The sequence below is a fragment of the Streptomyces sp. SAI-170 genome, assembly GCF_049739565.1.
Lineage (GTDB): Bacteria > Actinomycetota > Actinomycetes > Streptomycetales > Streptomycetaceae > Streptomyces.
Genome location: NZ_JBMGQD010000001.1, coordinates 5,363,318 through 5,386,473, shown reverse-complemented (window position 1 = coordinate 5,386,473; position 23,156 = coordinate 5,363,318). Strand labels below are relative to the sequence as shown.

Annotated in this window: 21 protein-coding genes; 12 read left to right on the top strand and 9 right to left on the bottom strand. The window is 71.0% G+C overall.

Annotated elements, in window-relative coordinates; genetic code table 11:
* Nucleotides 1-52 precede the first annotated feature (52 nt).
* Together RKD23_RS24145 and RKD23_RS24140 are read right to left on the bottom strand one after the other, a co-directional pair.
* Entirely contained in the window at nt 53-1,072 is a 1,020-nt protein-coding gene (locus RKD23_RS24145; RefSeq protein WP_424855557.1) for an esterase-like activity of phytase family protein, read from the bottom strand.
* 76 nt (nt 1,073-1,148) lie between these two features.
* Nucleotides 1,149-2,003 (bottom strand): serine hydrolase, encoded by an 855-nt coding sequence (locus tag RKD23_RS24140; RefSeq protein ID WP_424855556.1) that lies wholly within the window; start codon nt 2,001-2,003, stop codon nt 1,149-1,151.
* A 175-nt stretch (nt 2,004-2,178) separates the two neighbouring features.
* Here RKD23_RS24140 and RKD23_RS24135 point away from each other — a divergent pair, with 175 nt between their 5' ends.
* Nucleotides 2,179-2,982, top strand: a complete 804-nt coding sequence (locus tag RKD23_RS24135) for an endonuclease I family protein (protein ID WP_404036009.1) — start codon at nt 2,179-2,181, stop codon at nt 2,980-2,982.
* Nucleotides 2,983-3,598: 616 nt separating this feature from the next.
* Here RKD23_RS24135 and RKD23_RS24130 read toward each other — a convergent pair.
* Nucleotides 3,599-3,889, bottom strand: a complete 291-nt coding sequence (locus RKD23_RS24130) for a hypothetical protein (RefSeq protein ID WP_424855555.1) — start codon at nt 3,887-3,889, stop codon at nt 3,599-3,601.
* 296 nt (nt 3,890-4,185) lie between these two features.
* Between RKD23_RS24130 and RKD23_RS24125 the strand changes: the two genes are divergently transcribed.
* Complete coding sequence (locus tag RKD23_RS24125; RefSeq protein ID WP_424855554.1) at nt 4,186-4,980, top strand: helix-turn-helix domain-containing protein; 795 nt, start codon at nt 4,186-4,188, stop codon at nt 4,978-4,980.
* Nucleotides 4,973-5,185, top strand: a complete 213-nt coding sequence (locus RKD23_RS24120; protein WP_424855553.1) for a DUF397 domain-containing protein — start codon at nt 4,973-4,975, stop codon at nt 5,183-5,185. Before RKD23_RS24125 ends, RKD23_RS24120 begins: the two co-directional genes overlap by 8 nt.
* On the opposite strand, the gene RKD23_RS24115 is transcribed toward RKD23_RS24120, so the two are convergent.
* The 3 genes from RKD23_RS24115 to RKD23_RS24105 are packed head-to-tail and all read right to left on the bottom strand — an operon-like array spanning nt 5,160 to nt 9,336.
* On the bottom strand, nt 5,160-6,854 hold the full coding sequence (locus RKD23_RS24115; RefSeq protein WP_424855552.1) for a thiamine pyrophosphate-binding protein: 1,695 nt from the start codon (nt 6,852-6,854) through the stop codon (nt 5,160-5,162). The two genes, RKD23_RS24120 and RKD23_RS24115, sit on opposite strands and share 26 nt — an antisense overlap.
* A complete protein-coding gene (speB, locus tag RKD23_RS24110; RefSeq protein ID WP_404036023.1) occupies nt 6,851-7,819 on the bottom strand; it encodes an agmatinase in 969 nt (322 codons plus the stop codon). The genes RKD23_RS24115 and speB overlap by 4 nt, the downstream gene beginning before the upstream one ends.
* Before the next feature lie 56 nt (nt 7,820-7,875).
* Nucleotides 7,876-9,336: a sodium:solute symporter gene (locus RKD23_RS24105; protein WP_424855551.1), complete on the bottom strand. Its 1,461-nt coding sequence runs from the start codon at nt 9,334-9,336 to the stop codon at nt 7,876-7,878.
* Nucleotides 9,337-9,527: 191 nt separating this feature from the next.
* Between RKD23_RS24105 and RKD23_RS24100 the strand changes: the two genes are divergently transcribed.
* The 3 genes from RKD23_RS24100 (at nt 9,528) to RKD23_RS24090 (ending at nt 12,336) form a co-directional block, all read left to right on the top strand.
* Nucleotides 9,528-10,988 (top strand): PucR family transcriptional regulator ligand-binding domain-containing protein, encoded by a 1,461-nt coding sequence (locus tag RKD23_RS24100; protein WP_424855550.1) that lies wholly within the window; start codon nt 9,528-9,530, stop codon nt 10,986-10,988.
* Between the two features lie 67 nt (nt 10,989-11,055).
* Entirely contained in the window at nt 11,056-11,844 is a 789-nt protein-coding gene (locus RKD23_RS24095; RefSeq protein WP_424855549.1) for a phosphatase, read from the top strand.
* A gap of 99 nt (nt 11,845-11,943) precedes the next feature.
* Nucleotides 11,944-12,336 (top strand): peptidase inhibitor family I36 protein, encoded by a 393-nt coding sequence (locus tag RKD23_RS24090; protein ID WP_424855548.1) that lies wholly within the window; start codon nt 11,944-11,946, stop codon nt 12,334-12,336.
* Nucleotides 12,337-12,350: 14 nt separating this feature from the next.
* Here the strand turns inward: RKD23_RS24090 and tesB are convergent, their stop codons facing one another.
* The 3 genes from tesB to RKD23_RS24075 all read right to left on the bottom strand — a co-directional run bounded on the left by tesB (nt 12,351) and on the right by RKD23_RS24075 (nt 15,126).
* Nucleotides 12,351-13,217 carry an acyl-CoA thioesterase II gene (gene tesB / locus RKD23_RS24085; RefSeq protein ID WP_424855547.1) on the bottom strand — a complete coding sequence of 289 codons (867 nt, stop codon included), beginning with the start codon at nt 13,215-13,217 and terminating at the stop codon, nt 12,351-12,353.
* A gap of 8 nt (nt 13,218-13,225) precedes the next feature.
* Nucleotides 13,226-14,383, bottom strand: coding sequence for an acyl-CoA dehydrogenase family protein (locus RKD23_RS24080; protein WP_424855546.1), 1,158 nt, complete (start codon nt 14,381-14,383; stop codon nt 13,226-13,228).
* A gap of 146 nt (nt 14,384-14,529) precedes the next feature.
* On the bottom strand, nt 14,530-15,126 hold the full coding sequence (locus RKD23_RS24075; protein ID WP_424855545.1) for a TetR/AcrR family transcriptional regulator: 597 nt from the start codon (nt 15,124-15,126) through the stop codon (nt 14,530-14,532).
* An 88-nt stretch (nt 15,127-15,214) separates the two neighbouring features.
* Here RKD23_RS24075 and RKD23_RS24070 point away from each other — a divergent pair, with 88 nt between their 5' ends.
* The 6 genes from RKD23_RS24070 (at nt 15,215) to RKD23_RS24045 (ending at nt 23,016) form a co-directional block, all read left to right on the top strand.
* Complete coding sequence (locus RKD23_RS24070; RefSeq protein WP_424855544.1) at nt 15,215-16,831, top strand: carboxyl transferase domain-containing protein; 1,617 nt, start codon at nt 15,215-15,217, stop codon at nt 16,829-16,831.
* Between the two features lie 6 nt (nt 16,832-16,837).
* Entirely contained in the window at nt 16,838-18,751 is a 1,914-nt protein-coding gene (locus RKD23_RS24065; protein WP_424855543.1) for a biotin carboxylase N-terminal domain-containing protein, read from the top strand.
* Nucleotides 18,751-19,695: a hydroxymethylglutaryl-CoA lyase gene (locus RKD23_RS24060; protein WP_424855542.1), complete on the top strand. Its 945-nt coding sequence runs from the start codon at nt 18,751-18,753 to the stop codon at nt 19,693-19,695. The genes RKD23_RS24065 and RKD23_RS24060 overlap by 1 nt, the downstream gene beginning before the upstream one ends.
* Before the next feature lie 6 nt (nt 19,696-19,701).
* Nucleotides 19,702-20,862, top strand: a complete 1,161-nt coding sequence (locus tag RKD23_RS24055) for an acyl-CoA dehydrogenase family protein (RefSeq protein WP_424855541.1) — start codon at nt 19,702-19,704, stop codon at nt 20,860-20,862.
* Nucleotides 20,863-20,982: 120 nt separating this feature from the next.
* Entirely contained in the window at nt 20,983-22,029 is a 1,047-nt protein-coding gene (locus tag RKD23_RS24050; protein WP_424855540.1) for an ABC transporter substrate-binding protein, read from the top strand.
* A 126-nt stretch (nt 22,030-22,155) separates the two neighbouring features.
* Nucleotides 22,156-23,016, top strand: a complete 861-nt coding sequence (locus RKD23_RS24045; protein WP_424855539.1) for a siderophore-interacting protein — start codon at nt 22,156-22,158, stop codon at nt 23,014-23,016.
* The last annotated feature ends 140 nt before the right edge of the window (nt 23,017-23,156 follow it).

Genomic DNA, 23,156 nt, shown 5'->3' with positions numbered 1-23,156 from the left:
TACCGGAAGGCTCCAACACGGACCGAAGCGGATTTCATCCCTCCGCAACAATTCAGGGGCGCACGGTCAGCCGGTAGAACCGCGTGATCTGTGCCGCGTTCTGGTTGTCGTCGCTGGCCAGCAGCACGCGCAGGCGGCCGTGGGGGCCGTGCCCGGTGACCGTCATGGCCTCGATGTTGTCGAGGAGGGGGTTCGGCTGGGGCTGCTTGGCGGTCGCTCCCAGTGACGGGCAGTTCACCAGGTCGGCCAGGAGGGTCTTGCGCACCAGTCGTACGTCGTCCTGCCCGGTCAGCTCCTCGACGCCGCTGGTGTCGGTGGCGTGGCGCGGGTCGGCGAGGTAGAGGCGGACCGTGTTGCCGACGCCCGCGGTGAAGCCGCGCTCCAGGACGAGGAGGCGGCCGTCGGCCAGGGCCTGGATCTCGGGGACGCCGAGGCCGTCGTCGGTGCGGTAGGCGTACTGGGCGGAGAGGCGGAAGTCCGCGCCGTGCCGCCGCCAGGTCTGGAGGCGGACGAGGCCGGGGGTGTCGCCGGAGATCGCGTACTCCATGGAGGCGATCAGGGTGCGCCCGCCCGGCAGCAGGGTGAGGCCCTCGAAGGTCTGGTTGGCGCGGGCACGGCCGGCCGGGGCGACACGCAGGGCGTCCGGCACCGGGAGGCTGTCGAGGATCGCGCCGTCGCGGCCGTGGCGGCGTACGGCGGGCTCGGTCTCGGAGGAGACGAGGTAGGTGCCGTCCCGGTCGACGGCCAGCCCCTCCGAGTCCAGCGCCCGGCCCTGCTCGTCGGCGAGCGGGACGACGGCGCGCGGCTGGAGGGTCCGCGGGTCGAGGCGGAACAGGGAGGAGCGGTCGGAGACTGCGGCGAGGGAGCCGTCGGCGTCGGTCGCCAGCGCGGAGAAGTTGCCGACGAATATGCCCTCGTACGTCGTCTTGTCGAGGGCGTCGGAGAAGCCCTCGACAGCGACGGACGGCGAACAGGCGCGGTTCTCCGCGGAGTTGGCGGTCCCGGCGGCGGTCAGGGAGCTGGCCGCCGCCAGGACGGCGGTCGCGGTCGCGAGTACGGTTCTCAGGCGCATGGGCGCCACCGTAGGGCGGACCGGTGACGGGCGGGAGACCGCGCCGTGAAGTCGCGAGTGGGACGTCGGTCAGGCGTCAGCTCGCGTGCAGGTCGCGGTGGACGACCTTGGAGATGTTCTGGATCGTGTTGATGCCGTACTGCCAGGTGCTGCCGGTGTTGTTGAGGGTGAGCACGCTGATGAAGTAGTCGTGGCCGTTGCCCTTGAAGGCGCCGATGCTGTGCACGCGCCAGCGGTGGTCGGTCGAGCGCTGCAGCCAGCCGTTCTTCACGGCCTTGGTGACGGTGGAGGGGGCGCCGTACGGGGTGCCCCAGCGCTGCGAGGAGACGACCTCGCGCATCAGCTTCAGGGCGTAGGCGCGCCGGGCGGGGCTGAGGACGGTGGAGCTGCTCGCGGTGAGCATCTTCAGCAGCTTCTGCTCGTCGGTGACGCTGATCTGGGTGATGCCCCAAGTGCCGTACGGGCCGGGCACGGTGTGGGTCATGTTGGCGGCGGCGAGGAAGCGCTTGATCTTCGTGACGCCGAGCTGGTTCCACAGGGCCGTGGTGGCGTCGTTGTCCGACACCGTGATCATCTTCCGGGCGAGGGACATCTCGCGGTCGGTGAGTCCGCGGCCCTGCAGCTGGGTGTCGTAGAGCAGGGCGGCGAGGACGGTCACCTTCACGACGCTGGCCGAGTCGTAGCGCACGGTCGGACGCAGAGTGCAGATGGTCTTGGTGCTGCGGTCGTAGACGCCGACGGCGATGGTGCCGCTGCGGGCGTTGACGGCGGCCTGGATGTCCTGCCGCAGCTTGGTGGCCAGCCCCGCCTTGGCGGAGGTGCAGCTGACCGTGGGGGTTGCCGCGTCGGCGGGTGAGGCGGCGGCAAGGGGTATCAGGAGGCCGGCGCCGAGGGTGGCGGCGAGGGCTCTCGCGCGTCTCTGGTGCGTCATGCCCCTGTTGACTCACGAAGTTGACGGATAGTTGCACGCTTTCGATCGGAAGTTCCCCGGGCGGCCCTTCACAGCTTCTGTCATGCAACCGACACTGTTCGTTCACCCCAATGAGTACATGTGCATGTCACTCTCCCGGGTGCCGCTCCATCAACCCGCGTAGAACGGACCCCACATGCCGTCTTCCCGCGCCCGACGCTGGAGGTCGGTGGCCCTCGCCACCGCCGCCCTGCTGACCGGGCTCACCGCCCCCACACTCACCGCGACGCCCGCCGCCGCGACGACGACCGCGTACGACTCGACGTACTACAAGAACGCGATCGGCAAGACCGGCACGAGCCTGAAGTCCTCGCTGCACACCATCATCAGCAGCCAGACCAAGCTGTCCTACTCGGGGCTCTGGGAGGCCCTGAAGGTCACCGACCAGGACCCGAACAACAGCAACAACGTGAAGCTGCTGTACTCGGGCATCTCCCGCAGCAAGTCCCTCAACGGCGGCGACACCGGCGACTGGAACCGGGAGCACGTCTGGGCCCAGTCCCACGGCGACTTCGGCACCTCCGCAGGGCCCGGCACGGACCTGCATCACATCCGCCCGGAGGACGTCACCGTCAACGCCCGTCGCGGCAACCTGGACTTCGACAACGGCGGCTCCAGCTTCACCAACAGCGGCGGCAGCCTGATGGACTCCGACTCCTTCGAGCCGCGCGACGCGGTCAAGGGCGACGTGGCCCGCATGATCCTCTACATGGCCGTCCGCTACGAGGGCGACGACGGCTGGCCGAACCTGGAGCCCAAGGACGCGGTGAACACCGGCGGCACCCCGTACCACGGCCGCCTCTCCGTCCTGAAGGCCTGGAGCGCCGAGGACCCGCCGGACGCCTTCGAGGAGCGCCGCAACCAGGTCATCTACGACACCTACCAGCACAACCGGAACCCGTTCATCGACCACCCGGAGTGGGTCGAGGCGATCTGGTAACGCCGACGCGCACGTAGGGCGAACGTGCCAGAGTAGAGGTGGCAGGCACCTGTCGGGTCCGAGTCGGGGGACGGGTACGACGGGAGCAGGCCGGCGCGGAAATGTGGTCCGACCCCGGCGGGCACCGGGGCCGGACCGCAGTGCGTGCGCCGGGTGGGTCCGGCCGAGTAATGGGCGGTCGGACTCGCCCAGCATGCCGCGAGTCGACCTTCCGGTCCGCCCCACACCTCTCGTCGCCTCTACCTGGCGAACACCTGCACACACACCGCGACAAGGGGCGCCAGCGGTGTCAGGATCGCGACCGCCGTCCGCGCCCATCGGGGAAGCGGTTCCGGCTCGCCACCTGCCGTGCCACGCCTTCGCCTTGCCATGGCCGGACTCCTCTCGCCGTAGTGTCCCGCCTCGCGGCGGGATCCGGCCCTGGGACAGGACCGGAGCACTGGACGGCGAACGAAGTACCGGTAGCGCAGAGCATAGTGGGCTTCGGGCGAGCAGGCGGGCTCTTGTTCGACATCAACGCCCAAGTGCTGCAAGCAACTTGGCGAGCCGCTCGGTACGTCCGGTCTCGCACGTGAGCCGCCCCCGTCGTGACCTCGCACGACGGGAGCGGCTCGCATCACGGGCCCTCGCCGCCGGGCGCCGGCAGTCGTGCGCCCCTGCTCTCGGCGATCCGGCGCACATCCGTCAGCGCCTCGCGCATCCGGGCCAGCATGAACCGGAGTTGGGCGTTGGTCGCAGTGTCGTCGGCCAGCAGATCGGCCGCGTGGCCGAGGAGGTCGCCGGCCATCCCGAGCTGCACGCACTCGATGGTGTCGGCCACGCGGGAGAGGTAGCCGGTTCCGTCCGTGACCAGGTAGCAGGGTTTGCCTTCCGTCCCTTCCCAGGGCAGCAGGCGGGCGTCGCTCACCTGACCGCCTCCCTCGCGGGCGGCATCCCCAGAGAACCGATGCCGATGCCGAGCAGCGGTGCCGGGCCCGGAGGCGGTGGCGCCTGGCGCCGAAGTCGCGCACGGAGGAAGAAAACGGCGATACGGTGACGCATGTCGTCGGCCCCTAGGAAGAGTTGATGACCACGCCCCCGGACCGGTCGCACGGTCGCGGGGGTATCGCTTTGTGTAGCGATCCACTCACAGAGTGAGACGTGCCGGGCTAGCCTGACCAGGGGGTCGGATGTGACCAGGCATTTGTCACAAGGGAGTTGGCCATGACCAACACGTACGGTGACTGGCTCCGGCAGCAGCGCGAGACGGCCGGCCTGACGCAGCAGCAGCTGGCCGACATGGCGGTCATGACGCGTTCGCACATCGCGCACATCGAGGCGGGCCGACGGGTGCCGTCCCGGGAGGATGCTCGGCGGCTGGACTTGGCTCTGAACACGGGGAATGTGCTGAGCAGCTTCCTGCCGGAGGAGGAGGCCGCGGTTGCCGACTACTTCGAGGTGGCCCTAGAGCTCGAACAACAAGCGGTGATGATCCGTGAGTTCGCGCTCTCGTTCGTGCCGGGCATCCTCCAGACTGCCGGGTACGCGCGTTCGGTTCTGAACACGTCGTTCCCGCGGGTGAGTGACGAGGAATGTGACAGGCGCCTTGTCACACGCCTGGAGCGCGCGAAAATCCTCGACGATCCGGTGACGCCCGCCGTGTGGGCACTGCTGGACGAGGCTGTACTACGGCGCCAGATCGGTGGGCCGGGCGTCATGGCGGAGCAGCTCAAGCACCTCGTACAGCTCGGCGAGAGCGGCCGGATCCAGGTGCACGTGCTGCCGTTCGAGCTGGGCGAGCATCCGCTCCTGAGCAACATGCTCACTCTGATGTGGTTCGAGGACCAGCCACCCACCGCGTACGCCGAGGGCCTGCACATGGGCAAGATCCACGACGCCCCCTCCGTAGTCCAGGAGCTGCAACATCGCTACGATTTCGCGCTGGGCAACGCACTTCCACTCAGGGAATCACTGGCTCTGCTCAGAGCAACAGCAAGGGACTACGAGCGCCATGACTGACCGAACGATCACCAACGCGGCAGCACTGCACGGATGGCGCAAGTCCTCCTACAGCAATGACCAAGCCGGCAGCTGCCTCGAAGTGCTCGACAACCACCCCACCGGCGTCCCCGTCCGCGACTCCAAGAACCCCCACGGCCCGGCCGTGGTCTTCTCCACGGCCGGTTGGTCGTGCTTCGTCAGGGCGTTGAAGGCAGGTGCGTAGGCGCGAACATGCGCAGGACGGCCGGGAGTACGACCACTGAAGGCCCAGGCGTGGCCAGTGCCTTCGACAGGTCCGCCTCCAGGGATTCCGGCGTCGTACGAACGCCCGGTACGCCGAAGGACTCCGCCAGGGCCACGTAATCGGGACGGGTCAGCTCCGTTGCCGTCGGCTGGCCGAAGGCGTCCGTCATGTACTCGCGCAGGATGCCGTAGCCACCGTCGTCGATGATCAGCCACGTGACCGGGAGGTCGTACTGGCGGGCCGTCGCCAGCTCGGCGATCGAGTACAGCGCGCCTCCGTCGCCGGACACCGCGAGGACGGGGCGGCTGCCGTCGGCCACGGCCGCGCCCAGTGCGGCGGGGAAGCCGTAGCCGAGGCCGCCCGCGCCCTGGGCGGAGTGCATGTGGTTGGGGCCCTTGGGGTCGAAGGCCGACCAGGCCCAGTAGGCGAGGATCGTCATGTCCCAGAAGGACGGGGAGTCGGACGGGAGCGCCGCCCGGACCGAGGCCAGCACCTGCTGTTCCAGGGTGAGTTCCTGGGCGGCGATACGATCCCGCACCCTCGCCAGCAAGGCCCGCACCCGCTCAGGCGCAGAGGCATCGTCCCGCTGCGAGACCGTCTCCAGCAGCGCCTGCAACGCCAGCCGGGCGTCCGCGTGGATGCCGAGGGCCGGGTGGTTGGACTCCAGCTTGCCGAGGTCCGCCTCGATCTGGATGACCCGGCCGCGCGGCTTGAACGTGTGGTAGTTGGACGACAGCTCGCCCAGGCCCGAGCCGACCACCAGCAGGACGTCCGCGTCCTCCAGGAGGTCCGTGGTGTGCCGGTCCTCCAGCCAGGACTGCAACGACAGCGGGTGCTCCCAGGGGAAGGCACCCTTGCCGCCGAACGTGGTCACCACCGGGGCCTGGAGCTTCTCGGCCAGCGCCTTCAGCTTGCCCGAGGCGTCGGATCGTACGACGCCACCGCCCGCGATGATCGCCGGCCGGGCGGCGGAAGACAGCAGGTCCGCCGCCACCGCCGTGAGCTCCGGCCGCGGCGCCAGTTCCTCCGGCGTCGCGTCCACCGCCGTCACCACCGGCAGGTGGGTCTCCGCCAGCAGCACGTCCTGCGGGATCTCCACCCACACGGGGCCGTGCGGGGCGGTCAGGGCCGACTCCCACGCCTCCGCGATGGCCGACGGGATCTGGGACTGGGTGCGGACGGTGTGGACCGACTTGACCACGCCCCGGAACGAGGCCGCCTGGTCGGGGAGTTCATGCAGATAGCCGTGGCGGCCGCCGCCCAGGCCCGCCGTCGGGACCTGGCTGCTGATGGCGAGGACAGGGGCGCTGGCGGCCGCCGCCTCCTGGAGGGCCGCGAGCGAGGTCAGCGCGCCCGGGCCCGTCGAGAGGAGCAGGGGGGCGGCCTCACCCGTCACGCGGCCGTATGCGTCCGCCGCGAAGCCCGCGTTGTTCTCCACGCGCAGGCCGACGTACCGCAGGTCGGACCGGCGCAGGGCGTCGAACATGCCGAGGGCGTGCTGGCCGGGCAGGCCGAAGACGGTCGTCGCGCCGAGCCCGGCCAGGGTCTCCACGACCAGGTCTCCGCCGTTGCGGCCGGGGGGAGGATTCAGCGCGGCCTCCGTCTGGGCCGGCGTCGGGCGGAGTACCAGGTCGTGGTCGTGCGTCACTTCGAGCGAGCCTCGGCAATCTGGCGGGACATGATGGTGGTCAGTTCGTACGCGGTGTGGGAGGCCGCGACCGAGGTGATCTCGGCGTGGTCGTACGCGGGCGCCACCTCGACGACGTCCGCGGAGACCAGGTTGCAGGATGCCAGACCGCGCAGGATCTCCAGCAGCTCGCGGGAGGTCATGCCGCCCGCCTCGGGGGTGCCGGTGCCGGGCGCGTGGGCCGGGTCCAGGCAGTCGATGTCGATGGAGATGTACAGCGGGCGGTCGCCGATGCGCTGGCGCAGCTGGTCGGCCACCTCGTCGGCGCCGCGGCGGTAGATGTCCGCCGAGGTGACGATGCCGAAGCCCATCTTCTCGTCGTCGGTGAGGTCCTGCTTGCCGTACAGCGGGCCGCGGGTGCCGACGTGGGACAGCGCCTCGGTGTCCAGGATGCCCTCCTCGACCGCGCGGCGGAACGGCGTGCCGTGGGTGTACTCGGCGCCGAAGTACGTGTCCCAGGTGTCGAGGTGCGCGTCGAAGTGCAGCAGGGCGACGGGGCCGTGCTTCTTCGCCACCGAGCGCAGCAGGGGCAGGGCGATGGTGTGGTCGCCGCCCAGCGTCATCAGGCGGGCACCGGTGCCGAGCAGGTCGTCCGCGGCGGCCTCGATGGTCTCGACGGCCTCGTTGATGTTGAACGGGTTGACGGCTATGTCGCCGCCGTCCGCGACCTGGGCGAGCGCGAAGGGCGAGGCGTCCTGCGCGGGGTTGTAGGGGCGCAGCAGCCGGGACGCCTCGCGGATGGCGTTGCCGCCGAAGCGGGCGCCCGGCCGGTACGAGACGCCGGAGTCGAACGGCACACCCACGACGGCGACGTCGGCGCGGCCGACCTCGTCCAGGCGGGGCAGCCGGGCGAAGGTCGCGGGACCGGCGTACCGCGGGATGCGGGACGAGTCGACGGGGCCGCGGGGCGTCTCGTTGCTGCTCATGGTCAATTGCCTTCTTTCTTACGCTTCGTCGCGTATGTACTTCTTGTCGTACGACTCTACTGGTGAGTCGGGACGGGTGCGGACACGGGTTCCGGGGACCGGCCGGCGAGGCGGTCGCGCCAGGCGGCCAGGACGGCGGCGTCGGTCGCCGGGGTGGCGAGGGAGACGATCACGTAGGCGGCGAGGGAGGCGAGCAGGCCGTAGTAGACGGGCTCGTTGGCGAGGATGCCGTGCGTGGCCATCAGGACGATCACCGCGAGGCCGCCAACGGTGACGGAGGCCAGCGCCCCCTGGGCGGTGCCGCGCCTCCACAGCAGGCCGCCGAGGATCGGCACGAGCAGGCCGCCGACCAGCAGGTTGTAGGCGACGGTGAGCGCCTCGACGACGTTGTTCAGGGCGATGGCCGTGACGATCACGGCGACGCCCATGATCAGGATGAAGGCCCGGTTGCCCTTGACCTCGTCGTGCTCCTCCTCGGCGGACCTCACGAGGCCGCGCAGCCTGGACCAGATGTCGTTGTTCGCGACGGTCGCGCAGGCGATCAGGGCGCCGGAGGAGGTGGACATCACCGCGGCGAGGGCGGCGGCCAGCACCAGGCCGCGCACGCCGACGGGCAGCTCGTCCTTGACGATCGTCGCGAAGGCGTCGTCGGCGCTGGCGAGGTTCGGGTAGAGCACCTTGGCGGCCGTGCCGATGACCGCGCCCGCCACGGCGTAGGCCAGGCAGTAGGTGCCGGCGACCGTGCCGCCCCACTTGGCGGTCCTGTCGCTGCGGGCGGTGAACACGCGCTGCCAGATGTCCTGGCCGATCAGCATGCCGAAGGTGTAGATCAGCACGTAGGTGAAGATCGTCTCGCCGCCGATGCCCAGCGGGTCGAAGTACTCGGTCGGCAGCTTCGCCTTCATCTCGTCGAAGCCGCCCGCCTTGACGACGGCGATCGGCAGCAGGAGCAGCAGGACGCCGATGGTCTTCACCACGAACTGCACCATGTCGGTGAGGGTGATCGACCACATGCCGCCGAGCGTGGAGTACGCCACGACGATCGAGCCGCCGAGGACGATCGCGAGCGTGCGGTTCATGTCGAACAGGACGTCGAAGATCGTGGCGTAGGCGATGGTCGAGGTGACCGCGAGCATGAGGGTGTACGCCCACATGACCACGCCGGAGATGACACCGGCCCGGCCGCCGTAGCGCAGGTCGAGCATCTCGGAGACGGTGTAGACCTTCAGGCGGGCGATGCGGGCGGAGAAGAACACGGACAGGGCGAGGAGGCCGAGCCCGATGGTGAAGACCATCCACGCGCCGGACAGCCCGTACTGGTAGCCGAGGCCGACGCCGCCGATGGTGGAGGCGCCGCCGAGGACGATCGCCGCCATGGTGCCGGAGTACATGGCCGGGCCGAGCCTGCGGCCCGCGACCAGGAACTCGCTCTTGGACCTGGCGCGGCGCATGCCCCACCAGCCCATGGCCAGCATGCCGGCCAGATAGACGACGATCACTGTGTAGTCGACGGCCATGCGGGGCCCTCCTTCGCGCACTCTCGGTGGCGTGTCGTGCAGGGATACGAGGTGAGTGCGGCGGCTTCACGCGGGGACATCCGCCCGTACCCGCGGCCGCCTGGTCCCGAACGACAGTAGGTGGCCGGAAAGCGACTGCGAAGTGTACGTTTCATCCATTCGAGCCCTGCCGGATGGAGGAAACGCACACCATGCCGGAGCCGGCCGTTCCACCCACTCCCCCCGTGCCCCTGGCGTCACTCCTGGCCCGGGAGGACCTCGGCCTGCGCCAGATCGCCGGGCCGCCCGCCACGGGGGTCGTCGTCCACTGGGCGCACACCTCGGAGATGGCCGACCCGTATCCGTACCTGCTGGGCGGTGAGCTGCTGCTGACGGCCGGGGTGCACATCCCGGAGGCGGCGGGCTCGGGCACGTACGTCGACTACTTCGCCGATTACGTCTCCCGGATCGTCGCCGCGGGCGGCGCGGCCCTCGGCTTCGGGCTCGCACCCGTCCACGACACGGTCCCGCGCGCCCTGGTCGCGGCCTGCGAGACGTACGGCCTGCCGCTGCTGGAGGTGCCGCCGCAGACCACGTTCTCCGGGGTGGCCCGCGCGGTGTGGCAGCTCATGGCCCGGGCCCGCACGGCGGAGCTGCGCCGGGTCACCGAGGCCCAGCAGTCGCTCGCCGCCGCCGCGGCCCGCCCGGACCCGGTGCCGTCGGTGCTGCGCCGGCTCGCCCAGCGGGTCGGGGGGCGGGCCGTGCTGTACGGGCCGGAGGGGACGGAGATCGCCGCGGCGGGACGGCCGGACCCGGAGGTGGGGGCCGCTCTCGCGGCACTCGCCGGGCTGGTCGTCGCGCGGGGGTCCGCCTCCGCCAGCGACACCGTCGGCGGGGCGCACCTCACCGCGTACGCCCTCGGTGCCGGGCACGGGTTCGTGCTCGCCGTCGCGGCGCCCGGCCGGGACCCCGGCGACCACACCATCGCGTCGGTCGCGGCCGTCCTGCTGTCGCTGCTGACCGGGGAGCACCAGAGCGGTCCGGGCGCGGCCCGCTCCTCGGCGCTGGTACGGCTGCTGCTGGGCGCGGCGCCCGGTGAGGTGGCCGGGCTGCTCGGGGCCGGGCCGTGGCACGTGGTGCACGCCTGCCCGGACGGGCCCGGTGGCCCCGACCCGGTGGCGGCGTCCGCGCTCGGGGCGGCGCTGGGCTCCCCGCTGGCCGACCTGGCGGACGACGTCGTACGGGTGCTGCTGCCCGCCGGGCGGGAGCCGGGGCCGCAGCAGGGCTGGACGCTGGGGGTCAGCGCGGCCGTGGAGCCCGCCGAGTGGCCGGTCGCCGACACACAGGCGGCCCGCGCCCTGGCCCGGGCCCGTGCCACCCGGACGGCCCTGGTCCGGCACGGCGACCGCCCGGCCCTCGGGGACCTGATCCCGGCGGACGAGGCCGAGGCGCACGCCCGCAGTCTGCTCGCCCCGCTGCATCCGCCGCTGACGGAGACCCTGCGCACCTGGCTGTCGCTGCACGGCAGCTGGGACCGCACCGCGGTCGCCCTGTCGGTGCACCGCAACACCGTCCGCCAGCGCATCACGCGCTGCGCGGCCCTGCTGGAAGCGGACCTGGACGATCCGGACGTACGCATGGAGTTGTGGTTCGCGCTGCGGCGCACCGGGTGACGTGACGCGCGTCCCAGCGCGCGGGACGACCGGGACCGGCAGGGAGGTCTGCCTCACAATGGGAATCATGCCGATACCCGGGACACCCAGCCGCGCCGAGCTCGTCGAACACCTCGTCAGAACCCGTATCGCGGGCGACGTCGCCACCCCGCGCGAGAACAACCTCTCCCACTACCGACAGCTGGCGAACGGCAACCGCCACTACTGGCTCGGCCTGGAGCTCGGCGACCGCTGGACCGACGAGCAGGACGTGCTCGCGGTGATGGCGGAGCGCTGCGGGGTGAACGACGACCCGGAGCACCGCTACGGGCAGGACACCATCGACCCGGAGCTGACGGTGGACGCGCTGGAGCGGCTCGCGGGCCGGCTGCGCAAGGCGGCCGAGGACCGGCAGCGGGTGCTGTTCGCGACCGGTCACCCGGGCGGCCTGCTCGACGTGCACCGCGCGACCGCGGCCGCCCTGCGCGCGGCCGGCTGCGAGATCGTCGTCATCCCGGACGGGCTGCAGACGGACGAGGGCTACGTCATGCAGTTCGCGGACGTGGCCGTCCTGGAGCACGGCGCGACCCTGTGGCACACCCACTCGGGCGAGCCGATGAAGGCCATCCTCACCGCCCTGGAGCGCGAGGGCAGCCCCCTGCCCGACCTGGTGGTCGCCGACCACGGCTGGGCGGGCTACGCGGGGCAGCACGGCGTCGACTCCGTCGGCTACGCCGACTGCAACGACCCGGCCCTCTTCCTCGCCGAGGCCGAGGGCACCGTCCAGGTGACGATCCCCCTCGACGACCACGTGGTCAGCCCCCGCCACTACGACCCGATGACGGCTTACCTGCTGTCGGAGGCGGGGCTGGGCTAGGCACTTTCCGGCCGTCAACTGGCCGGATCATTGCCGTAGTTGTCGCACATCCCCTGGTCTACGATCATGCTCGACCACATTTCGATCAAGGGGGATCAAGTGCGTTTCAAGCGAGTCGGCACCGTCCTGCTGGGGTTCGCCGCCGTCACCGGCCTGATGAGCGGTACGGCGGCCGAGGCCACGCCGCTGCAGGACTGCCAGGCGGTCAACGTCCCGGTCGGCCTGAACTTCTGCATCTTCTACAACTCGGACTACGGCGGCGACATGGTCCCGCTCAACGCCAACGTGGCCAACTTCGCCGGCTGGACCTGGGACAACGGCGAGCCGGTGAAGAACAACGCGGCCAGCGCCTACAACTACACCGAGCGGTGCGGGCGGCTGTACTACAACAGCTACTACGCGGGCGCCTCGGACACCATCGCCGCGGGCTCCGGGTGGCGGCGGCTGGTGAACACCTACAACAACAACGCCTCGTTCCGCTGGTGCAGCTGACCGGCTGAGTCCTGTCACCGCGGGACGCGGACCACGCCCTCCTGGATGACCGACACGGCGAGGCTGCCGTCCTGGGTGTAGATGCGGGCCTGGCCGAGGCCGCGGCCGCCGGACGCCGACGGGGACTCCTGGTCGTACAGGAGCCATTCGTCGGCGCGGAAGGGGCGGTGGAACCACATCGCGTGGTCCAGGGAGGCGCCGACCACGTCACCGACCGCCCAGCCGCCGCGGCCGTGCGCGAGCAGGACCGAGTCGAGCAGGGTCATGTCGGAGACGTACGTGGCGAGGACGACGTGCAGAAGCGGGTCGTCCGCCAGCTTGCCGTTGGTGCGGAACCAGACCTGGGAGTGCGGTTCGCGCGGTGCGCCGTACCGGCCGTACGGCGGCTCGTCGACATAGCGCAGGTCGATCGCCTCGCGGGCGGCGAGGAAGTGCTCGACGACCCGGGGGTCGAGGTGCTCGTAGCCGCGCAGCCGGTCGCTGGAGGTGGGCAGGGTCGCCGGGTCGGGCGCGGACGGCATGGACGCCTGGTGGTCCAGGCCCTCCTCGTACGTCTGGAAGGACGCGGACAGCGAGAAGATCGGCCGGCCGTGCTGGACCGCGACCACCCGGCGGGTGGTGAAGGAGCGGCCGTCGCGGATGCGCTCGACGTTGTAGACGATGGGCGCGCCCGGGTCGCCCATGCGCAGGAAGTACGCGTGCAGCGAGTGGGCGAGCCGGTCGGCCGGGACCGTGCGTCCCGCGGCGACCAGCGCCTGGGCGGCGACCTGCCCGCCGAAGACCCGGGGGACGACGGCGGAGCGGGACTGGCCGCGGAAGATGTTCTCCTCGATCTGCTCCAGGTCGAGCAGATCGAGGAGATCCTGAAGTGCCTGGGTCACCCGTGTCCTTACAGGCCCATGTCCTTGGCGATGATCGACTTCATGATCTCGCTGGTGCCGCCGTAGATGCGGTTGACGCGGTTGTCCGCGTACAGGCGGGCGATCGGGTACTCGTTCATGTAGCCGTAGCCGCCGTGCAGCTGGAGGCAGCGGTCGATGACGCGGTGGGCGACCTCGGTGCAGAACAGCTTCGCGGAGGCGGCCTCGGCGGGGGTGAGCTCGCCGGCGTCCAGCGCCTCGGTGGCGCGGTCGGCGACGGCCTCGGCGGCGTCGACCTCGGCCTGGCAGGCGGCCAGCTCGAACTTGGTGTTCTGGAAGTGCGCGACCGGCTTGCCGAAGACGGTGCGCTCCTGCACGTACTGCTTGGCGAACCGGACGGCGGCCTTGGCCTGGGCGTAGGCGCCGAAGGCGATGCCCCAGCGCTCGGAGGCGAGGTTGTGGCCGAGGTAGTAGAAGCCCTTGTTCTCCTCGCCCAGCAGGTCCTCGACCGGCACCTTGACGTCGACGAACGCCAGCTCGGCCGTGTCGGAGGTGCGCAGGCCCAGCTTGTCCAGCTTGCGGCCGACGGAGTAGCCCTCGGACTTGGTGTCCACGGCGAACAGGGAGATGCCGTGGCGGCGGTCCTCGGCGGTCGGCGCGGCGGTACGGGCGCAGACGATGACCTTGTCGGCGTGCACACCGCCGGTGATGAAGGTCTTGGCGCCGTTGAGGACGTAGTGCGTGCCGTCCTCGGAGAGCTTGGCGGTGGACTTCATGCCCGCGAGGTCGGAGCCGGTGCCCGGCTCGGTCATCGCGATGGCCCACATCTCCTCGCCGGAGACGAACTTCGGCAGGAACCGCTTCTTCTGCTCGTCCGTCGCCAGCATCTTGATGTAGGGCAGGGCGAGCAGCACGTGCACGCCGGAGCCGCCGAACTGGACGCCCGCGCGGGCGGTCTCCTCGTACAGGACGGCCTCGAACTTGTGGCTGTCCATACCGGCGCCACCGAACTCCTCCGGCACGTTGATGCCGAAGATGCCCAGCTCACCGAGCTTGTAGTAGAACTCGCGCGGCGCCTGGCCGGCCGCGAACCACTCGTCGTACACCGGTACGACCTCGGCCTCGATGAAGGCGCGAAGGGTCTCCCGGAACGCCTCGTGATCCTCGTTGAACACCGTACGGCGCACGCCGCCACCTCCAGGTCACATGTCTAAGCGCTTGCTCAGACCCAACCGTACCGGCCGGTAGCGAGAGCCGTCCAGAGACCGACGGCCGTAACGCTCGTCACGCGGCTGCCGGTGCGGCTCCTCCCAGGAGTCCTCCCCCGCCCGGCTCAGTCGCTGCCCGCCGCCGCGAACGCCCCCCGGGCCATCCGGTGCAGCAGCTCCGCCGTGGCGGCCCGGCCCGGGAGGGAGCCGGCGCGGCCGAGGTGGGGGGTGGAGTTCAGGAGGCCGAAGACGGAGTGGACGGCCGAGCGGGCGGCCGGTTCGCCGAGGTCGGGGTAGACCGCGCGGACGACCTCCACCCACAGCTCGACGTACTGCCGCTGGAGCTGGCGGACCAGCTTGCGGTCGCTGTCGCGCAGGCGGTCCAGCTCGCGGTCGTGCAGGGTGATCAGGGGCCGGTCGTCGAGGGCGAAGTCGATGTGGCCCTCGATCAGGGAGTCCAGCAGCCGGCCGGCCGGGACGCCGTCCGCCTCGGCGACCCGCAGCTTGGCGCCGGTCAGCAGGCGGCCGCTGATGCCGACCAGCAGCTCGGCGAGCATCGCGTCCTTGCCCGGGAAGTGGCGGTAGAGGCCCGGCCCGCTGATGCCGACCGCGGCCCCTATCTCGTCCACACCGACACCGTGGAAGCCGCGTTCGGCGAACAGCCGTGCGGCCTCCTTGAGGATCTGCTCGCGGCGGGTGGGGGCGTCGGTTCTGGTGGCCATGGAACCAATTCTAGACAGGGAGGTTAGCGCTCGTTAACCTGGAGGAAATGCGTTAACGCTCATTAACAAGGTGAGGGGACCCGCAAGGATGGATGAGGCACCGGAGCTTCAGAGCGCGGCAGATCCCGCGTCGGAGGCCTTTCGGGCCAACGAGGAGGCCCACCGGGCGCTCGTCGAGGAGCTGCGCGGCAAGCTCGCCGCGGCCCGCCTCGGCGGCGGCGAGAAGGCACGGGCGCGGCACACCGCGCGCGGCAAGCTGCTGCCGCGCGACCGCGTGGACACCCTGCTCGACCCCGGTTCGCCTTTCCTGGAGCTCGCTCCCCTCGCGGCCGACGGGATGTACGACGGACAGGCCCCGGCCGCCGGGGTGATCGCCGGGATCGGGCGGGTCGCCGGGCGCGAGTGCGTGGTCGTCGCCAACGACGCCACCGTCAAGGGCGGCACGTACTACCCGATGACCGTGAAGAAGCATCTGCGCGCCCAGGAGGTGGCCCTGGAGAACCGCCTGCCGTGCGTGTACCTGGTCGACTCCGGCGGCGCCTTCCTGCCCATGCAGGACGAGGTGTTCCCCGACCGGGAGCACTTCGGGCGGATCTTCTACAACCAGGCCAGGATGTCGGGTGCGGGAATCCCGCAGATCGCGGCCGTCCTCGGGTCGTGCACGGCCGGCGGCGCCTATGTGCCCGCCATGAGCGACGAGGCCGTGATCGTCCGCAACCAGGGCACGATCTTCCTGGGCGGCCCGCCCCTCGTGAAGGCCGCCACCGGCGAGGTCGTCACCGCCGAGGAGCTGGGCGGCGGCGAGGTGCACTCCCGGGTCTCCGGCGTCACCGACCACCTCGCGGAGGACGACGCGCACGCGCTGCGGATCGTGCGCAACATCGTCGCCACGCTGCCCGCGCGCGGGGCGCTGCCCTGGCAGGTGCGTCCGGCGGCCGAGCCGAAGGTGGACCCGTACGGGCTGTACGGCGCCGTCCCGGTCGACTCCCGCACGCCCTACGACGCCCGCGAGATCATCGCCCGGATCACGGACGGCTCGCGCTTCCAGGAGTTCAAGGCCGAGTTCGGGCAGACCCTGGTCACCGGCTTCGCCCGGATCCACGGCCACCCGGTGGGGATCGTCGCCAACAACGGCATCCTGTTCGCCGAGTCCGCCCAGAAGGGCGCCCACTTCATCGAGCTGTGCGACCAGCGCGGCATCCCGCTGCTGTTCCTGCAGAACATCTCCGGCTTCATGGTCGGCCGGGACTACGAGGCCGGCGGCATCGCCAAGCACGGCGCCAAGATGGTCACGGCCGTCGCCTGCACGCGCGTACCGAAGCTGACCGTCGTCGTCGGCGGCTCGTACGGCGCCGGGAACTACTCGATGTGCGGCCGCGCCTACTCCCCCCGCTTCCTGTGGATGTGGCCCAACGCCAAGATCTCCGTGATGGGCGGCGAGCAGGCCGCCTCGGTCCTCGCCACGGTCAAGCGGGACCAGCTGGAGGCCCGCGGGGAGAGCTGGCCGCTGGAGGACGAAGAGGCGTTCAAGGCGCCCGTGCGCGAGCAGTACGAGCGCCAGGGGAACGCCTACTACGCGACCGCCCGCCTGTGGGACGACGGGGTCATCGACCCCCTGGAGACCCGCCAGGTGCTGGGTCTGGCCCTGACCGCCTGCGCCAACGCCCCGCTGGGTGACCCCCAGTTCGGCGTCTTCCGGATGTGAGGACCCATGTTTGACACCGTCCTTGTCGCCAACCGCGGCGAGATCGCCGTCCGTGTCATCCGCACGCTGCGGACACTGGGCGTGCGCTCGGTGGCCGTCTTCTCCGACGCCGACGCCGACGCGCGGCATGTGAGGGAGGCCGACACCGCCGTACGGATCGGTCCGGCGCCGGCCGCCGAGAGCTATCTGTCCGTCGAGCGGCTCCTTGAGGCCGCCGCCCGCACCGGCGCCCAGGCCGTGCACCCGGGCTACGGCTTCCTCGCGGAGAACGCGGGCTTCGCGCGCGCCTGCGCCGAGGCGGGGCTCGTGTTCATCGGGCCGCCCGCGGACGCCATCGCCCTGATGGGCGACAAGATCCGCGCCAAGGAGACCGTGAAGGCGGCCGGGGTGCCCGTGGTGCCCGGCGGCCGCGACCCGGAACTCGCCGAGGCCGCCCGGGAGCTGGGCGCGCCGGTGCTGCTCAAGCCCAGCGCGGGCGGCGGCGGCAAGGGCATGCGCCTGGTGCGGGACCTGAGCCTGCTGGAGGACGAGATCGCGGCGGCCCGCCGCGAGGCCCGCGCCTCCTTCGGTGACGACACCCTGCTCGTGGAGCGGTGGATCGACCGGCCCCGGCACATCGAGATCCAGGTCCTGGCCGACGGCCACGGGAATGTGGTGCACCTGGGCGAGCGCGAGTGCTCGTTGCAGCGCCGCCACCAGAAGATCATCGAGGAGGCGCCGTCCGTCCTGCTCGACGAGAAGACCCGCGCGGCCATGGGCGAGGCGGCCGTGCAGGCGGCCCGTTCCTGCGGCTATCGCGGTGCGGGCACGGTGGAGTTCATCGTGCCCGGCGGGGACCCGTCCGCGTACTACTTCATGGAGATGAACACCCGCCTCCAGGTGGAGCACCCGGTCACCGAGCTGGTCACGGGCCTGGACCTGGTGGAGTGGCAGCTGCGGGTGGCGGCCGGTGAGCCACTGGCCTTCGGCCAGGACGACGTACGCCTCACCGGGCACGCCATCGAGGCCCGGGTCTGCGCCGAGGACCCCGCGCGCGGGTTCCTGCCCTCCGGCGGCCGGGTGCTGCGGCTGCGCGAACCGCAGGGCGACGGCGTGCGCACCGACTCCGGGCTCACCGAGGGCACGGAGGTCGGCAGCCTGTACGACCCGATGCTGTCCAAGGTGATCGCGTACGGCCCCGACCGCGAGACGGCCCTGCGCAAGCTGCGGGCGGCCCTCGCGGAGACGGTCACGCTGGGCGTGCAGACCAACGCCGGGTTCCTGCGCAGGCTGCTGGCCCACCCGGACGTGGTCTCGGGCGAGCTGGACACCGGCCTGGTGGAGCGGGCGGTCGACGACCTGGTGGTCACCGACGTACCTGAGGAGGTGTACGAGGCGGCGGCGGCCGTACGGCTGGACGCGCTGCGGCCCGCCGGTGCGGGCTGGACCGACCCGTTCTCGGTGCCGAGCGGGTGGCGCCTCGGCGGCGAGCCGAAGCCGGCCGCGTTCCCGCTGCGGGTGACCGAGCCGGTGGAGTACTCCCCGCGGGGCACGCACACGGTCACGGACGACTCCGTCTGCGTGACCCTGGACGGCGTCCGGCACACCTTCCACCGCGCCGCCGACTGGATCGGCCGCGACGGCGACGCCTGGCATGTGCGCGACCACGACCCGGTCGCCGCGTCCCTGGACCGGGCCGCCCACGCGGGCAGCGACTCGCTGACCGCGCCCATGCCCGGCACGGTCACGGTCGTGAAGGTCGCCGTCGGCGACGAGGTGACGGCCGGTCAGAGCCTGCTGGTGGTGGAGGCGATGAAGATGGAGCACGTCATCTCCGCCCCGCACGCCGGCACCGTCACCGGACTGGACGTCACGCCCGGCACCACGGTCGCCATGGACCAGGTTCTCGCGGTCATCGCGCCGCACGAGGAGGCGGAGTGATGACGGAGCCACAGCTTCCCATGGTGGTCCCCGCACCGGGCCTGCCCGCCCGGGTGCGCATCCACGAGGTCGGCGCGCGCGACGGCCTGCAGAACGAGAAGGCGACCGTGCCGACCGAGGTCAAGGCGGAGTTCGTGCGCCGGCTGGCCGACGCGGGCCTGACGACGATCGAGGCGACGAGCTTCGTCCACCCCAAGTGGGTGCCCCAGCTCGCGGACGCCGAGCAGTTGTTCCCGCTCGTACGCGACCTCGACGGCGTGGAGCTGCCGGTCCTCGTGCCCAACGACCGGGGCCTGGAGCGGGCGCTGGCCCTCGGCGCCCGGCGGGTGGCCGTGTTCGCCAGTGCCACGGAGTCGTTCGCCAAGGCCAACCTCAACCGCACGGTCGACGAGGCCCTGGCCATGTTCGAGCCGGTGGTGGCGCGGGCGAAGGCCGAACAGGGCCATGTGCGCGGCTACCTCTCCATGTGCTTCGGCGACCCGTGGGAGGGCCCGGTCCCGGCGGACCAGGTCGTGCGGGTGTGCAAGGCGCTGATGGACATGGGCTGCGACGAGCTGAGCCTCGGCGACACGATCGGCGTGGCGACCCCGGGCCAGGTCACCGCGCTGCTGACCGCGCTGAACGCGGCGGGGGTCGGCACGGACCGGATCGGCGTCCACTTCCACGACACCTACGGGCAGGCACTCGCCAACACCTACGCCGCCCTCCGGCACGGCGTCACCACGGTCGACGCCTCCGCGGGCGGGCTGGGCGGCTGCCCGTACGCCAAGTCCGCCACCGGGAACCTCGCCACCGAAGACCTGGTGTGGATGCTGCGGGGCCTCGGCATCGACACCGGCGTAGACCTCGGCCGTCTCGTCGCCACCAGCGCGTGGATGGCCGGCCAGTTGGGCCGACCCAGCCCTTCCCGCACCGTACGAGCCCTCTCCCACCAGGAGCAGTGACACACCATGGACTACCGTCTCACCCCCGAACTGGAAGAACTGCGCCGCACGGTGGAGGAGTTCGCGCACGACGTGGTCGCACCGAAGATCGGTGACTACTACGAGCGGCACGAGTTCCCGTACGAGATCGTGCGCGAGATGGGCCGGATGGGCCTGTTCGGGCTGCCGTTCGACGAGGAGTACGGCGGCATGGGCGGCGACTATCTCGCCCTCGGCGTGGCGCTGGAGGAGCTGGCCCGGGTCGACTCGTCCGTCGCGATCACGCTGGAGGCGGGGGTCTCGCTCGGCGCGATGCCGATCCATCTGTTCGGCACGGCCGAGCAGAAGCGGGAGTGGCTGCCGCGGCTGTGCTCGGGCGAGATGCTGGGCGCGTTCGGCCTGACGGAGCCGGACGGCGGATCGGACGCCGGGGCGACCCGTACGACGGCCCGGCTCGACCCCGACACGAACGAATGGGTGATCAACGGCACCAAGTGCTTCATCACCAACTCCGGCACCGACATCACCGGTCTGGTGACGGTCACCGCGGTCACCGGCCGCAAGCCGGACGGCAGGCCGCGGATCTCGGCGATCATCGTGCCCTCGGGCACCCCGGGCTTCACCGTCGCGGCGCCGTACTCGAAGGTCGGCTGGAACGCCTCGGACACGCGGGAGCTGTCGTTCGTCGACGTCCGTGTCCCCGCGGCGAACCTGCTCGGCGAGGAGGGCCGCGGCTACGCGCAGTTCCTGCGCATCCTCGACGAGGGCCGGATCGCCATCGCGGCGCTGGCCACGGGGCTGGCGCAGGGCTGCGTGGACGAGTCGGTGAAGTACGCGAAGGAACGTCACGCCTTCGGCCGTCCGATCGGCGCGAACCAGGCCATCCAGTTCAAGATCGCCGACATGGAGATGAAGGCCCACACCGCCCGCCTCGCCTGGCGCGACGCGGCCGCCCGCCTGGTCTCCGGCGCCCCCTTCAAGAAGGAGGCCGCCCTCGCCAAGCTCCACTCCTCGACGGTCGCCGTCGACAACGCCCGTGACGCCACCCAGATCCACGGCGGCTACGGCTTCATGAACGAGTACCCGGTCGCCCGCATGTGGCGCGACTCCAAGATCCTGGAGATCGGCGAGGGCACGAGCGAGGTCCAGCGCATGCTGATCGCACGGGAGTTGGGGCTCACCGGCTGAGCCGTCCCGGCGACGGGTCCGGCTGCGGGAGGGTCCGCCCCTGGACAAGATCTGAGGTTAGGCTAACCTACCTTTCGAATCGTCCGGCGGGCCCTCCGCCCTGTTCGAAAGCAGCCAGCCATGTCCCATGCCCGTGCCACCCACCTCACCCGCCGCGGCATCCTCGCCGCCGGTGGCGTTCTCGGCCTCGGTGCCGTCCTCGCGGCCTGCGGTGACGACGACGCGAAAAGCGGTGGTTCGGACACCAAGGCCTCCGGCAAGGCGTCGGGCCCCTGGACGTTCAAGGACGACCGCGGCACGACCGTGAAGCTGGACAAGGTGCCGGTGAACATCGTCGCGTTCACCGGTGTCGCCGCCGCCCTCTTCGACTACGGCATCTCGGTCAAGGGCGTCTTCGGCCCGACCAAGACGCAGGACGGCAAGCCCGACGTCCAGGCCGGCGACATGGACATCACCAAGGTGAAGGTCCTCGGCAACGTCTGGGGCCAGTTCAACGTCGAGCAGTACGCGGCCCTCGCCCCCGAGGTCCTCATCACCACCACCTTCGACTCCGCGGGCACCCTCTGGTACGTCCCCGAGGAGTCCAAGGACAAGATCGCCCAGCTCGCCCCGAGCGTGGCCATCTCCGCCTACGACCGTAAGCTCGACGTCTCCCTCGCGCGGATGCTGGAGCTCGCCAAGTCCCTCGGCGCGGATGTCGCCTCCGCGAAGGTGGCCGACGCGAAGAAGCGGTTCGAGGACGCCTCGGCGCGACTGCGTGCCGCCGCCAAGGCCAAGCCGAACATCAAGGTGATGGCCGGGTCCGCCAGCCAGGACCTGTTCTACGTCTCCGGCTCCAACCTGTCCCTCGACCTGGAGTACTTCAAGGCGCTCGGCGTGAACTTCATCGAGCCGTCGGAGAAGGCGAAGGCGGTCGGGGGCGGCTGGTACGAGTCGCTCAGCTGGGAGAACGTCGACAAGTACGGGGCCGACATCATCATGATGGACGACCGGTCCTCGACGATTCAGCCCGCCGACATCACCGAGGGCACGTGGAAGAAGCTGCCCGCGGTGAAGGCCGGGCAGGTCATCGCGCGTTCGCCCGAGCCGATTCTGTCGTACGACAAGTGTGTGGCGCTGGTGGAGGACCTGGCCGAGGCGCTGGAGAAGGCCAAGAAGGTCGCCTGAGCCTGGTCGCTTCTCGCCGTGGGGAGCTGCGGGCCGCCTGGGGCTGGTCGCGCCCACGCGGCGGTAGCCGCATATCAGACACAGCCCCGCACCCCTAAAAAGGGCACATCACCCCCAGGAGCCTTCATGAGTACGCCCGATGCCCTTGCCTTTCGGTTCTTCTCTCTTCATGTCGTGAGGACCCGGCCCCTCGGGCCCTCCCTCGTGCGCGTCACCTTCGCCGGGGACGACCTCGCCCATTTCCACTCCGACGGGCGTGACCAGTCGCTGTCGCTGTTCATCCCGGCCGAGGGGCGGGCCGAACCCGGCGTGCCGATCGAAGAGGGCGAGAACTGGTACGCCGCCTGGCGTGAACAGCCCGATGACGTGCGGGCGGTGATGCGGTCGTACACGCTGCGCAGCCTCCGGCGCGAGCCCGACGAGATCGACATCGACTTCGTGCTGCACGGGGTCGAGCCGGGGGCCGCCGTTCCGGCCGGGCCCGCCTCGCGGTGGGCCGCCAAGGCGAAAGCCGGTGACAAGGTCGTGCTGATCGGGCCCGCTGTCGCCGACAACCGGGCGATCAGGTTCCGGCCGCCCGAGGGGACCGACCTCGTGCTGATGTGGGCGGACGAGACGGCTCTGCCCGCCCTGCTGGCCAGCCTGGAGACGCTGCCGGCCGGGATGCCGGTGCGTGCCTGGGTCGAGGTCACGGATGCCGGGGACATCCAGGACGTCGAGACGGCAGCCGATGCCGAGGTGACCTGGCTGGTGCAGGACGGAAGCTGCGCCGAGGGGTCCCCCATGGCCCTCGGCGCGATCAAGGAGGCCGAACTGCCGCCCGCCGAGCAGCCGTACGTGTGGCTCGCGGGCGAGTCCGGCTGCATGAAGGAGATGCGGCGGCACTTCGTCGGTGAGCGCGGCGTCGATCGGCGGCAGGTCACGTTCGTCGGGTACTGGCGGCGTGGGCTGAGCGAAGAGCAGTTGCGCGAGCAGCCCGAGGACTGAACTGCCGTTTTCCGACCGGCGGTTCCCGTCGGCGTGACGGCCGTCACTTGAGGGGTGGAGTGTCGCGGATTCAACTTAGGTTAGGCTAACCTAAGTTCGAAGCCCGGGGCTCCGCCCCTCTTCCTTATGTCCTCTCGGAC

Coding starts and splice junctions, on each gene's coding strand:
- RKD23_RS24125 (WP_424855554.1), top strand. CDS start 4,186: ATGACCAACACGTACGGTGACTGGCTCCGGCAGCAGCGCGAGACGGCC.
- RKD23_RS24070 (WP_424855544.1), top strand. CDS start 15,215: ATGGATGAGGCACCGGAGCTTCAGAGCGCGGCAGATCCCGCGTCGGAG.
- RKD23_RS24075 (WP_424855545.1), bottom strand. CDS start 15,126: ATGGCCACCAGAACCGACGCCCCCACCCGCCGCGAGCAGATCCTCAAG.
- RKD23_RS24095 (WP_424855549.1), top strand. CDS start 11,056: ATGCCGATACCCGGGACACCCAGCCGCGCCGAGCTCGTCGAACACCTC.
- RKD23_RS24055 (WP_424855541.1), top strand. CDS start 19,702: ATGGACTACCGTCTCACCCCCGAACTGGAAGAACTGCGCCGCACGGTG.
- RKD23_RS24105 (WP_424855551.1), bottom strand. CDS start 9,336: ATGGCCGTCGACTACACAGTGATCGTCGTCTATCTGGCCGGCATGCTG.
- RKD23_RS24045 (WP_424855539.1), top strand. CDS start 22,156: ATGAGTACGCCCGATGCCCTTGCCTTTCGGTTCTTCTCTCTTCATGTC.
- RKD23_RS24060 (WP_424855542.1), top strand. CDS start 18,751: ATGACGGAGCCACAGCTTCCCATGGTGGTCCCCGCACCGGGCCTGCCC.
- RKD23_RS24065 (WP_424855543.1), top strand. CDS start 16,838: ATGTTTGACACCGTCCTTGTCGCCAACCGCGGCGAGATCGCCGTCCGT.
- RKD23_RS24145 (WP_424855557.1), bottom strand. CDS start 1,072: ATGCGCCTGAGAACCGTACTCGCGACCGCGACCGCCGTCCTGGCGGCG.
- RKD23_RS24135 (WP_404036009.1), top strand. CDS start 2,179: ATGCCGTCTTCCCGCGCCCGACGCTGGAGGTCGGTGGCCCTCGCCACC.
- RKD23_RS24100 (WP_424855550.1), top strand. CDS start 9,528: ATGCCGGAGCCGGCCGTTCCACCCACTCCCCCCGTGCCCCTGGCGTCA.
- speB (WP_404036023.1), bottom strand. CDS start 7,819: ATGAGCAGCAACGAGACGCCCCGCGGCCCCGTCGACTCGTCCCGCATC.
- RKD23_RS24120 (WP_424855553.1), top strand. CDS start 4,973: ATGACTGACCGAACGATCACCAACGCGGCAGCACTGCACGGATGGCGC.
- RKD23_RS24050 (WP_424855540.1), top strand. CDS start 20,983: ATGTCCCATGCCCGTGCCACCCACCTCACCCGCCGCGGCATCCTCGCC.
- RKD23_RS24140 (WP_424855556.1), bottom strand. CDS start 2,003: ATGACGCACCAGAGACGCGCGAGAGCCCTCGCCGCCACCCTCGGCGCC.